The organism is Xanthomonas sp. LMG 12459 (assembly GCF_009192905.1).
Taxonomy (GTDB): Bacteria; Pseudomonadota; Gammaproteobacteria; order Xanthomonadales; family Xanthomonadaceae; genus Xanthomonas_A; species Xanthomonas_A sontii.
Window position 1 is genome coordinate 1 of sequence record NZ_NSGT01000007.1, and the last position, 12372, is coordinate 12372.

Sequence of the window (12372 nt, forward strand, 5' to 3'; positions counted from 1 at the left end):
CGGGCTCCCCTTCCCACCTCGCGTAGCCCGCAGAAGCGGGGCGCCCTGCCGCCCGGCGCCGCCCCCGGCGAACCCCTTGGTCCACGCCGGCGGTTCCTACTGGCCGGCCGGGGGAATGACGCCCCCCCCCCCCCAACGGGACCCGGGAAACCCCCCCCCCCCCGGGGGGGGGGGGGGGGGGGGGGGTCCGGGCGCAGCCTCGTGTTGTTCGGGAGTGGTCGGGGGTGAGGGTCCGGGCGCAGCCTCGTGCAGTCGAAAGGATACGAGGCTTCGCCCGTACCCTCATCCGCCGCTGCGCGGCACCTTCCCCCGAGAAGGGGGACGCGGGTCCCGCAGGGAGAAGGGAGGGGCGCGGCGGCCGTTCCGGGGGCAAGGGGAAGATCGTGGCATAATCGGCGGCTGCTTGCTGCCGCAAGGCAAACCAGCGGTCCGTGCCCCAGGGCGTCGGGCTGCCCAAACCATAGGACGTACCCGATGAATCCGCTCGATTTCCTGATTCCCGTCGCCCAGGCGCAGACCGCTGGCGGCGCCGCCCCGGCCGGTGGTGGCCTGCAGATGTTCCTGCTGCCCATCATCCTGATCGCGGTGATGTATTTCGTGATGATCCGGCCGCAGATGAAGCGCCAGAAGGAACACAAGTCGATGCTGGACAAGCTCGGCCGCGGCGACGAGGTCATCACCTCCGGCGGCGTGGCCGGCGTGGTCACCGACATCGGCGACAACTTCATCACCATCGAAGTGGCCGACAACGTGCGCATCCGCGTGCAGAAGGGCGCCGTCGGCAATGTCCTGCCGAAGGGCACGCTGAAGTCCGCCTGATCCATTTCTCCTACTGCTAGGCGCGACGCCGGCGTGGCGTCGTGCGGGGTCCCGCAATGCTCGAGTTTCCGCGCTGGAAGTATGTCCTCATCCTGATCGTGCTGGCGTTGAGCGCGTTGTACGCGCTGCCCAACGTGTACCAGAAGGATCCGTCGGTCCAGATCACCGCCAGCCGCGGCGGCAAGATCGACGACGCCCTGCGCGAGCGGGTCCTCGCCGACCTGAAGACGGCCGGGATCACCCCGAAGCTGGTCGACAAGGAAGGCGACAGCCTGATGGTGCGCCTGCCGAACCTGCAGGCGCAGACCCGTGCCAACGACGTGCTGCGCCAGCAGGTGGGCGAGAACTACACGGTGGCGCTGAACCTGGCCTCGACCGTGCCGGACTGGCTGTCGCGCCTGGGCGGCAAGCCGATGGTGCTGGGTCTTGACCTGGTCGGCGGCGTGCACTTCGCGCTGCAGGTGGACCAGAAGGCGGCGCTGGAAAAGCGCCTGGACACCTTCGCCGAGGACATCCGCACCACGTTGCGCGACAGCCGCCTGGCCTACCGCTCGGTCGAGCGCCGTCCCGACAACAGCATCCAGGTCAGCCTGGGCGAGGGCGTCGATGCCAGCGCCGCGCGCGCGGCCATCGCCAAGGCGCAGCCGACCCTGAGCTACGCCGTGTCCGGGCAGACCATCGCCGTGACCGTGCCCGAGGCCGAGTTGAAGCAGATCGCCGCCGGCGCCATCGAGCAGAACCTGACCACCCTGCGCAACCGCGTCAACCAGCTGGGCGTGGCCGAGCCGATTATCCAGCGCCAGGGCGACGACCGCATCGTGGTCGAGCTGCCGGGCGTGCAGGACACCGCCGAGGCCAAGCGCATGATCGGCGCCACCGCCACGCTGGAATTCCGCGGCGTGGTCGACGGCAACGCCGAGGACGCGGTGCGCAGCGGCAACATCCCGCCCGACGCCAAGGTCTACCGCCTGCGCGACAGCGGCGCCCCGGTGCTGCTGAGCAAGCGCGTGCTGGTGTCCGGCGACCAGATGGTCAACGCCACCGTCAGCACCGACCAGAACGGCATGCCGGCCGTGGCGGTCACGCTCAACAACGCCGCCGGCCAGCGCATGTTCGACTACACCAGCGCCAACACCGGCAAGCTGATGTCGGTGGTCTACATCGAGCGCATCCCCACCGTGACCATGGTCGACGGCAAGGAAGTGCGCAGCGTGCGCGTCAACGAGGAGGCGCTGGCGCCGACCCGGATCGCCGGCGTGTTCGGCAAGAACTTCCAGACCACCGGCCTGGAGAAGACCGAGGCCGAGAACCTGGCCAAGCTGCTGCGCGCCGGTTCGCTGGCCGCACCGATGGACTTCGTCGAGGAATACGTGATCGGCCCCAGCCTGGGCGCGGAGAACGTCGAGCGCGGCATCACCGCGGTGGTCTACGCGTTCCTGTTCACCCTGGTGTTCTTCAGCGTGTACTACCGCATGTTCGGCCTGATCACCTCGGTCGCGCTGCTGATGAACCTGCTGATCGTGGTCTCGGTGATGTCGCTGTTCGGCGCCACCATGACCCTGCCGGGCTTCGCCGGCCTGGCGCTGTCGGTGGGTTTGTCGGTGGACGCCAACGTGCTGATCAACGAGCGTATCCGCGAAGAACTGCGGCTGGGCGTACCGCCCAAGTCGGCGATCGCGGCCGGTTACGAGAAGGCCGGCGGCACCATCCTCGACGCCAACCTCACCGGCCTGATCGTCGGCGTGGCGCTGTACGCGTTCGGTACCGGCCCGCTGAAGGGCTTCGCGCTGACCATGATCATCGGCATCTTCGCCTCGATGTTCACCGCGATCACCGTGTCGCGCGCGCTGGCGGTGCTGATCTACGGCCGTCGCAAGAAGATCAAGTCCGTGGCCATCTGAGCCACGCACGCCACCTTCCGCACGTCCCCGCGCCGGCAGGCGCGGGGTCCAAAAAAACGCAGAGCGGTCTCCAATGAAAATCTTCCCGCTTCACCTGATTCCCAACGACACCAAGATCGACTTCATGCGCTGGCGGCACCCGACCCTGGTGCTGATGCTGGTGCTGGCGCTGGCCTCGTTCGCGGTGATCTTCGCCAAGGGCTTCAACTACGCGTTGGAGTTCACCGGCGGCGCGCTGGTGCAGACCAGCTTCCAGAAGCCGGTCGACGTGGACCAGGTGCGCGAGCAACTGGCCAAGGCCGGTTTCGAGAATGCGCAGGTGCAGAACGTCGGCAGCGGCAACGAGGTGGTGATCCGCCTGCAGCCGCAGGGCGAGCACAACAACGAGGACATCACCAAGAACCTCGCCGAGCAGGTGCGCAAGGCGGTGAGCACGCCGCAAAACCCGGCCACGGTCAAGCCGGGCGAGTTCGTCGGCCCGCAGGTCGGCAAGGACCTGGCCTTGAACGGCGTCTACGCCACGGTGTTCATGCTGGTCGGCTTCCTGATCTACATCGCCTTCCGCTTCGAGTGGAAGTTCGCGGTGGTGGCCAGCCTGACCGCGCTGTTCGACCTGTTGGTGACGGTGGCCTACGTGTCGGTCACCGGCCGCGAGTTCGACCTGACCGTGCTGGCCGGCCTGCTGTCGGTGATGGGCTTTGCGATCAACGACATCATCGTGGTGTTCGACCGCGTGCGCGAGAACTTCCGCAGCCTGCGCGTGGAGCCGATCGAGGTGCTGAACCGGTCGATCAACCAGACCCTGTCGCGTACGGTGATCACCGCGGTGATGTTCTTCCTGTCGGCACTGGCGCTGTACCTGTACGGCGGCGAGTCGATGGAAGGCCTGGCGCTGACCCACATGATCGGTGCGGTGGTGGTGGTGGTGTCCTCGGTGATCGTGGCGGTGCCGCTGCTGTCGATCGGGCCGTTCCAGGTCACCAAGCAGGACCTGCTGCCGAAGTCCAAGGACGTCGAGGCGCTGGCGCGCAGGCCCTGATGGGGCTGGGATTGGGGATTCGGGAGTGGGGATTCGCAAAGGCGTGATTTCCTGGGCCTGAAACAGTCCCTCCTGCGAACAAAAAAGCCGCGCGGATGCGCGGCTTTTTCTTTGCGCGGACGCTGGGGGCGTCGGGTGGGTGCAGCGCAACGTCGGCCGGGTTGCCGTGCGTGGGATGGGGCCGTCAATGTCGGCCCCATCCCCTCCGTGGCGTGCGTACCGCGCAGGGCGTCCGCGCTACGCCGCGTTGGCGGTGGCGCGGGCCACCAGTTGCGCCACCATCGGATAGGTCTCGCTGCGCACCTGGAACTGGCCGACGATCTCCACCAGGTCGCCGGCCTGCTGCTCCATCGCGCGTGCCGCGGCAGTGGCTTCCTCGACCAGGGCGGCGTTCTGCTGGGTGGTCTCGTCCATCTGGGTGACGGTGTGGTTGACCTGCTCGATGCCGGCCGACTGCTCCTGCGAGGCGGCGGCGATCTCGCCCATGATGTCGGTCACGCGCTGCACCGAGGCCACGATGTCCTGCATCGTCGTGCCGGCCTGGGCGACCAGCGCCGAACCTGCGCTCACGCGCTCGACCGAGTCGTCGATCAGTGTCTTGATCTCCTTGGCCGCGCTGGCCGAGCGCTGGGCGAGGGTGCGGACCTCGCTGGCGACCACGGCGAAACCGCGGCCCTGCTCGCCGGCGCGTGCCGCTTCCACCGCGGCATTGAGTGCCAGGATGTTGGTCTGGAAGGCGATGCCGTCGATCACGCCGATGATGTCGGCGATCTTCTTCGAGGCCGCCTCGATGCCGTCCATGGTGGTGACGACCTGTCCGACCACCGTGCCGCCCTGCGAGGCCACGGAGGCCGCTCCGGCGGCCAGCTGGTTGGCCTGGCGCGCATGCTCGGCGTTCTGCTTCACCGTGGCGGTCAGCTCCTCCATCGATGCGGCGGTTTCCTCCAGGCTGGCGGCCTGCTGCTCGGTGCGGCGCGACAGGTCGTCGTTGCCGCTGGCGATCTCGCCGGCGGCGGTGTCGATGCTGGCCGCGGCCTGCTGGATGCGGCCGACCATGTCGGTCAGTTGCGCGACGGTGGCGTTGGCGTCGTCGCGCATCCGCGCGAACACGCCGTGGAACTCGCCCTGCATGGTCTGGGTCAGGTCGCCGGCGGCGATCGCGCGCAACAGCTGCGACAGCGCCGCCAGATTGGTCTCGGTGCCCTTCATCATCGTGTTGAGGTTGGCGACCATGCCGCGGAAGGCGTGACGGAAACGCTGATCATTGCCGCGGCGGGAGAAGTCGCCCTGCGCGGCGGCGCGCACCAGCAGGTCGATCTCGTCGTTGATCGCGCCGAGATTGCGCTTCACCTTGGCCATGGTCTCGGTCAGGATCGCCTTCTCGCCCGGGAACTGCTCCAGGTCGCGGCTCAGATCGCCTTCGGCATACTCGCCCATCAGCGCGATCAGCTGCTGCTTGACCGAGATATGGCTGTGCACCAGGGCATTGGTGTCGCGGACCATGCGCCCGTAGTCGCCCGGGAAGCGTGCCTCGTCCATGCGGAAGCTGATCCGGCCGGCGTCATGCTGCTTGGCCATCTCGGTCTGCGCCTGGATCACGGTGCGCAGTTCCTCCTGCATCTGCCGCATGTCGTTGAGCAGCGACGGCGCCTGGGTGCGCAGGCGCACGTCCTGCGACAGGTCGCCGCTGGCGATGCGGCGCACCACGTCGGCTGCGTAGGCGGGCTCGCCGCCGAGCTGGCGCATCAGGCTGTTGCGGACCAGCAGGCCGAGCAGGATGGCGGCGACGATACCGATCAGCATGCCGCCGAGGCTGGTCCATTCGCCCGACTGCGCGCGCGCCTCGCTCTCGGCCTTGCGCACCTGCAGCAGGGCGCGTTCGGCGTTCTCGTACTGACCGATCGTGTCGCGCAGCCCGTCCATCTGCTGCTTGCCGACGCTCCGGAACGCGTCCAGCTGGGCGTCGTCGCTGTCGGCCGCGGTGGTGCGCATGTGTTCCACCGCCTTGCGCTTGGTCGCCATGAACTGCGTGTAGTCCTGCATCAGGGTCTGCAGGCGCGCCTGCTGCGCCGCGTTGTCCGCGGTCAGCTGCTTGGACTCCTGCCACTGTGCGCTGAACTCGCGTTCGCCGAGTTCGAGTGGCGCCAGGTAGGACGGATCGCGGGTCAGGGCGAAGCCGCGCGCGCCGCTCTCGATGTTGAGCAGGCTCACCAGCATGCGGTCGCCGAGGGTGATGACCTTGTAGGTGTGCGCGTCCAGCGCTGCCGCGCTGGTGAACTTGCGGAAGCCGATCAGGCTGGTGATGCCGACCAGCAACAACATGGCGATCACGCCGCAGAAGCCGATTGCCAGGCGCTTGGTGACGGTGAGATGATGGAAGGACACGCGAGATCTCCGGAAGATGCGAGAGAGCGGCGCTATCGGCTCCATTGCCGCAGGGACGGCAATGCAGGAACGGATCAGCGGGGAAGTTCGGGCAAAGACCCGCATCGGTATCGGCCGCGTTTTGTGGATCTTTAGGGCTGCGTTCGCCGATTGCGTCGGGCGCATCGCACATGCCGTTTTGCCTGCACGTAGCGCGTCGTGTGCCGTTTTCTACGCAAGCGCCGATCAAGCAGGAGTGAAGCGCGCAGCGTCCAATGCGTGAGTGCGACGTGACGGCAAAACGGCCCGTGCGTTCTGCGTTCGACGGGATTTCCTGGATGGCGACTCGTCTGCGCGAGGCCAGGCGGATGCTGCGAAAGGACCTGTGCGGAGGTGTGCGCCGGTCCGATCGGCGGATGACGGACATAAAAAAAGCCGCGCGAGTGCGCGGCTTTTCTGTTGTTGCGGTGTCGCTGCGCCGGCGTAGCGCCGGTCGCCTCGCTCAGAACTTCGCGTCGAACTCCCCGGCGAAGCCGGTATTGACGATCAGCTTCTGCAGCGCGTCGCCGACCTTGAGGTTGCCGGCGACCACCTGGAACTGCTGCGGGCCGCGGTCGTCGATGCGGCCGAGGGTGCCGCCCTTGAAATCGGTGACGCGGCCACCGGCCTCGCGCACCAGCAGCACGCCGGCGGCGATGTCCCAGGCCTTCACGCCGGCTTCGAAGTAGGCGTCGCTGCGGCCGCAGGCCACATAGGCCAGATCCAGTGCCGCCGAACCGGTGCGACGGATGTCCTCGGCCTGCACCAGCAGCGCATCCACGCACTTGAGCTGGGGGCTGGTGCGCTTGCGCTCGCGCGGCGCGAAGCCGGTGTGGACCATGGCGCCGTTGAGTTCCTTGCGCTCGCTGACACGGATGCGGCGGTCGTTGAGCACGGCGCCGTTGCCGCGGCTGGCGGTGAACAGTTCGTTGCGGAGCGGGTCGAAGATCACCGCGTCGACCGGCTCGCCGTTCTCGACCAGGGCGATCGACACGCAGTAGTGCGGGAAGCCGCGCAGGTAGTTGCTGGTGCCGTCGAGCGGGTCGATCACCCACATGTAGCGGCCTCCGCCCTGCACGCCGCTTTCCTCGCCCATCACGCCGTAGTCGGGGTAGGCGCGGCGCAGCTCCTTGACGATCACCTTTTCCGCATCGGCATCGACTTCGCTGGCGTAGTCCATGCGGTCCTTCTGCACCACGTTCAGTGCTTCCAGGCGGTTGATGTGGCGCAACAGCACGTTGCCGGCGAGGCGGGCGGCCTTGACCATGACGGTGACGGCGGGTTTTTGCATGGCAAGCGCTCCCGAGAAGGCGGAGGTGGGTCTGGAGGAGGAAAAGAGCAGTCCGGCGCCAAGGCCGGCCGCACAGTTTACCATCTACGCCCCCGTTCGCTTCGCCTGCCGTGCCGCCATGACCGATTCCCTCCGTATCCGCTTCGTCCTGGTCGGGACCCAGCACCCCGGCAACATCGGCGCGGCGGCGCGCGCGATGAAGACCATGGGGCTGTCGCGGCTGGTGCTGGTGGCGCCGGAATGCGAGCTGGAGACCGAGGCCTACCGGCGTTCTGCCGGGGCCGAGGATCTGTTGCAGCAGGCGCCGGTGCTGCCGGCGCTGGCCGACGCAGTGGCCGATTGCCGGTTGGTGCTGGGTTGCACCGCGCGCAGCCGCCGCGTGTCGCTGGAGGAGTTGCTGCCGGCCGATGCTGCGCAGCGCCTGACCGCGACCAGCGCCGAACCGGCGGAGGTGGCGCTGGTGTTCGGGCGCGAGCGCACCGGCCTGACCAACGAGGAACTGCAGCTGTGCCATGCGGCCGTGCACATTCCCTCCGATCCGGCGTTCAGCTCGCTCAATCTGGCCGCGGCGGTGCAGGTGCTGGCCTACGAACTGCGCCTGGCGCAGCTGCGCGGCGCCGCCCCCGCGCCGGCGCCGGCACCGGGGTTTCGCGAGGCACCGGCCAGCCACGCACAGGTGGAAGGGCTGTTCGGGCAGTTGGCCGAGACCCTGGACGATATCGACTTCCACAAGGGCCGCGCCCCGGATTCGGCGATGCGCAAGTTGCGCCGGCTGTTCCTGCGCACCGAGCTGACCGAGCAGGAAGTGCGCCTGCTGCGCGGCGTGCTGTCCGATGCGCAGCGCATGGCGCGACTCGCCGGGCAGGCCGGAAACTGAGACCAGGCAAGGCGCGAAGGCCTCCATCGCGGCGCGCGCGCCGACGCGTGCGCCCAGGGCGGACTGCATGCGCGGCAGGCGCCATTCTGTGACGCTGTCACCGGCATGCGCTTTCGGCTAGGCTTTGCAAGGTCTACTTGGGGATCGTGGTTTGTCCAGTTCGCGTTGGCGGGTGGTCGTGGTGTGGCTGGCGCTGGCGATCTGCTGGCCCGCGTCCGTGCACGCGCGGCCCTCGGTCCTGGTGCTGGGGCGCATCAGCGACAATCCCAAGGCCCATTACGAGCAACTCAAGCCGCTGCTGGACTACGTGGTGCCGCGCATGCGCGAGGTCGGCATCACCTCCGGGCAGATCCTGATGGCCCGCGACAGCCAGCAGATGAGCAGTTACCTGCGTCGCGGCCGGGTCGACTGGGTCACCGAGACCGCTGCCACCGCGATGGCGCTGGAACAGCGCGGTGGCGCCAAGCCGCTGCTGCTGACCGAGCGCAACGGCGTGCGTCAGTACCACACCGTATTCTTCGTGCGCAAGGACGCGCCGGTGCACGACCTGTCGGATCTGCGGGGGCGCACGCTGGCGCTGCAGAGCACGCTGTCCACCAGCGCCTACCTGGTGCCGATGATGACGCTGTTCGAGCGCGGCCTGCATCCGGAGATCCTGCTCTCGACCAAGGACCAGCCCTCGGCGGAAACGGTCGGTTACGTGTTCGCGCGCTCGGAACTCAACATCGCCGCCTTCGTGCACAAGCATCTGGTGGATGCCGGGGCGTTCAGCAATCTCGACTGGGACGACGATCGCCGCATTCCCCCCGCGTTCCGCCGCGACTTCCGGGTGATCTACCGCAGCGAACCGTATCCGCGCGCGGTGGAGATGGTGCGCAGCGATCTGCCCACGGACGTGGAGACGCGCCTGCGCGAGGTGCTGCTGCACGCCGCCGACGATCCGCAGGGGCGCGCGGCGCTGCGCCAGTTCTTCGGGACTTCCGGTTTCTACCCGATCGATCCGGCGTCGCAGAAACGCCTGGATGCCCTGCGCGACGGCGTGGCGCGGGTGAGGCTGGAAGTGGAATGAAGACCATGCGTTTCGGGTTGCAGGCCAGGTTCCTGCTGGCCATGGGCGTGGCTGCGCTGCTGGTCATGGCGATCCTGGCCCTGCTGCTGGAGCGCCAGGCGGCGATGCAGCGCGAGGTGCGCACGCTCAGCGGCAACGCCATCCACAGCCTGTTCGACAGCAGCATGCGCACCCGCGGCGAATCGCTGGCGCGGCAACTGGCCGATTCGCTGGCCAACCCGGTGTACTACTCCGACCTGGATGCGATCGGCACGCAGGTGCGTGGGGCGCTGGGCTATGTGGCGGTGGCCTACGTGCTGGTCTACGACGCCGACGGGCGGCTGATCCACGACGGCAGCAAGGACCTGGTGGGCTACGGGCAGCGCATGCGCGGGCCGATGGCCGACGCCGCGATCCGCGCCAAAGGCCTGCTGGCGCAGGAGTCGCCGGAGTTCCTCGACGTGTCGATGCCGATCATGATCGGCGACCAGCGCGTGGGCGGGGTGCGGGTCGGCATGTCCTGGACACGCGCGCAGGAGTACGAGCGCAAGGCCGGGCAGAATCTGGACCAGCGCCTGGGCGCACTGGGCAAGCGCCATCTCGGCTGGTTGCTGCTGTTGCTGGCCGCCCTGGGCCTGACCGCGGCGATGGTGGCGGTCTACGTGCAGCGCACGCTGGTGGCGCCGTTGCGCTGGATGGCGGCGACCGCACGCCAGATCGAGGCCGGCAACTATGCGGTGGAGCGCCGCGACAGCGGCCGCCACGACGAGGTCAGCGAACTGCTGCGCGCGTTCGGGCGGATGAGCGAGGCGATCGCCCGGCACGACCGCGACGTGCGCCACATGGCCTACACCGATGCGTTGACCGGGCTGACCAACCGGCTCGCGTTCCGCGAGGCGCTGGACCATCGCATGCTGTCGGCGCGCGCCTCGCAGCGCAGGCTGGCGCTGCTGTTCGCCGACATCGACGATTTCAAGCGGATCAACGACACCCTGGGTCACGAGGCCGGCGACGAGGCGCTGCTGCAGTTCGCGCGGCGCATCCAGCTGGCGGTGGAGCAACTGGGCGGCGACGATGCGCTGCTGGCGCGTTTCGGCGGCGACGAGTTCGTGATCCTGGTGGAGGATGCGCAGGCGGCCAAGGTCGCCACCGCGCTGGCGCAGCGGCTGGTGCAGGAGCTGCGCGAGCCGCTGCGGATCCAGGGCCGCGAGGTGTTCATGGGTACCTCGATCGGCATCACTGTCTACCCGGGCGATGCCGAGGACGCCTCGGCGCTGCTGAAGAACGGCGACATCGCCATGTACCAGGCCAAGCTGGCCGGCAAGAACTGCCACCGCTTCTACAGCCGCGCGATGGACTATGCGGTGGAGCGGCGCGTGCACATGGAGCACGAGCTGCGCGGCGCCTGGGAGCGCGACGAACTCAAGCTGGCCTACCAGCCGATCTTCCGCACCCAGGACCGGCGCATGGTCGGCGTCGAGGTGCTGCTGCGCTGGCAGCATCCGGCGATGGGCACGATCTCGCCGACGGTGTTCATCGACGTGGCCGAGCAGAGCGGGCTGATCGAAAGCATCGGCCCCAAGGTGCTGCGCGCGGCCTGCAGCGAGGCCACCCAGTGGCGGCGCGCCGACGGCAGTGCCGACCTGTTCGTCTCGGTCAACGTCTCGCCGCGGCAGTTGCGCAGCGGCGATCTGCCCGAAGTGGTGGCCGAATGCCTGCGCGAGTCCGGGCTGCCGGCGGCGCAATTGCATCTGGAGCTGACCGAGACCGCGGTGATCGGCGACGAGCTGCAGGCGGCGAGCATGCTGGCGCGGCTGCATCGCACCGGCGTCAAGGTCTGGCTGGACGACTTCGGTACCGGCTTCTCCGGCCTGAGCCATCTGCGCCAGGTGCCGGTGGACGGGGTCAAGATCGACAAGAGTTTCGTCGCCGACCTGCAGCGCGACCCGGACGACCTGGCGCTGACCACGGCGATCATCGCCATGGCGCATTCGCTGGACATCACCGTAGTCGCCGAAGGCATCGAGCAGGAGACCCAGTTCGAGCTGCTGCGCGAGCGCGGCTGCGAACTGGGGCAGGGCTTCTGGCTCAGCCGTCCGCTCAGCGCGGAGGAATTTCGTCAGCTGCTCGCCAACGAGGACGCACCGCCCGCCAGCGTGTGATCGCCGCTGCGGCGTCGTGGCCGGCGTGCGCTGTGCTTGCGGCGGTCCCGGCCAGGCGGGTCAGGGCAGCAGCGGGCGCTTGCCGGTATCGCCGGCGATCTCGCGTACCAGCTTTGGCACGAGATAACCGGACAGGCGCGCGGCCAGCCCCTGGTGCAGCGCCAGCGCGGTGGCATCGTCCACTTCGAAATGGGCCACGCCCTGCACCCGGTCCAGCTGGTGCAGGTAGTAGGGCAGCACGCCAGCGGCGAAGCTGCGCTCGCTCAGCGCGGCCAGCGCCTCCACGCTGTCGTTGACCCCGCGCAGCAACACCGCCTGGTTGAGCAGGTGCGCGCCGGCCTCGCGCAGGCGCGCCAGCGCGGCATCGACGCCGGCATCGAATTCGTTGGCGTGGTTGGCGTGGATCACGAACGCCAGCGGCCACGGCAGCGTGCGCAGCCAGGCCAGCAACGGCGCATCGACGCGCTCGGGCAGCACCACCGGCAGGCGGCTGTGGATGCGCAGGCGCTTGAGTTGCGGCAGCGTCGCCAGCGCCTCGGTGAGTTCGGCCAGCTTCGGCGTGGCCAGCGACAGCGGATCGCCGCCGGACAGGATCACTTCCTCGATGCTGGGGTCGGCCGCGATCGCCGCCACCGCCGTGCGCCAGCCATCGCGCGCGGCGGTCTCGTCGGCATAGGGAAAGTGCCGGCGGAAGCAGTAGCGGCAGTGCACCGCGCAACTGCCGGTGGCCACCAGCAGGGCGCGGCCGCGGTATTTGTGGATCACCCCGTCGGCCTTCTTGGCTGCGGTGTCGCCGACCGCATCGAGGGCGAAGCCGGCGACCACGCGCTGC

At 68.7% G+C, this 12372-nt stretch carries 9 protein-coding genes; 6 read left to right on the forward strand and 3 right to left on the reverse strand.

The window, feature by feature from the left end; all coding sequences use genetic code 11:
• Nucleotides 1-474: 474 nt before the first annotated feature.
• The 3 genes from yajC (at nt 475) to secF (ending at nt 3759) form a co-directional block, all read left to right on the forward strand.
• Nucleotides 475-819, forward strand: coding sequence for a preprotein translocase subunit YajC (gene yajC, locus CEK65_RS02250; protein WP_017910689.1), 345 nt, complete (start codon nt 475-477; stop codon nt 817-819).
• Between the two features lie 56 nt (nt 820-875).
• Nucleotides 876-2720 (forward strand): protein translocase subunit SecD, encoded by a 1845-nt coding sequence (secD, locus tag CEK65_RS02255; protein ID WP_152180632.1) that lies wholly within the window; start codon nt 876-878, stop codon nt 2718-2720.
• A gap of 73 nt (nt 2721-2793) precedes the next feature.
• Nucleotides 2794-3759: a protein translocase subunit SecF gene (secF, locus tag CEK65_RS02260; protein WP_017910687.1), complete on the forward strand. Its 966-nt coding sequence runs from the start codon at nt 2794-2796 to the stop codon at nt 3757-3759.
• Nucleotides 3760-3996: 237 nt separating this feature from the next.
• Here secF and CEK65_RS02265 read toward each other — a convergent pair whose 3' ends face one another.
• Nucleotides 3997-6144: a methyl-accepting chemotaxis protein gene (locus CEK65_RS02265; RefSeq protein WP_152180633.1), complete on the reverse strand. Its 2148-nt coding sequence runs from the start codon at nt 6142-6144 to the stop codon at nt 3997-3999.
• A gap of 481 nt (nt 6145-6625) precedes the next feature.
• Nucleotides 6626-7453, reverse strand: coding sequence for an inositol monophosphatase family protein (locus CEK65_RS02270; protein ID WP_026144017.1), 828 nt, complete (start codon nt 7451-7453; stop codon nt 6626-6628).
• Nucleotides 7454-7571: 118 nt separating this feature from the next.
• Here CEK65_RS02270 and CEK65_RS02275 point away from each other — a divergent pair, with 118 nt between their 5' ends.
• From CEK65_RS02275 to CEK65_RS02285, 3 genes are all read left to right on the forward strand, one after another.
• Entirely contained in the window at nt 7572-8330 is a 759-nt protein-coding gene (locus CEK65_RS02275) for an RNA methyltransferase (RefSeq protein ID WP_017914286.1), read from the forward strand.
• A 178-nt stretch (nt 8331-8508) separates the two neighbouring features.
• On the forward strand, nt 8509-9399 hold the full coding sequence (locus CEK65_RS02280; protein WP_026144016.1) for a phosphate/phosphite/phosphonate ABC transporter substrate-binding protein: 891 nt from the start codon (nt 8509-8511) through the stop codon (nt 9397-9399).
• On the forward strand, nt 9396-11540 hold the full coding sequence (locus CEK65_RS02285) for an EAL domain-containing protein (protein ID WP_152180634.1): 2145 nt from the start codon (nt 9396-9398) through the stop codon (nt 11538-11540). Before CEK65_RS02280 ends, CEK65_RS02285 begins: the two co-directional genes overlap by 4 nt.
• A 60-nt stretch (nt 11541-11600) precedes the next feature.
• Here CEK65_RS02285 and CEK65_RS02290 read toward each other — a convergent pair.
• The coding region (locus tag CEK65_RS02290; RefSeq protein WP_152180635.1) for a KamA family radical SAM protein at nt 11601-12372 on the reverse strand (772 nt) is incomplete at its 5' end.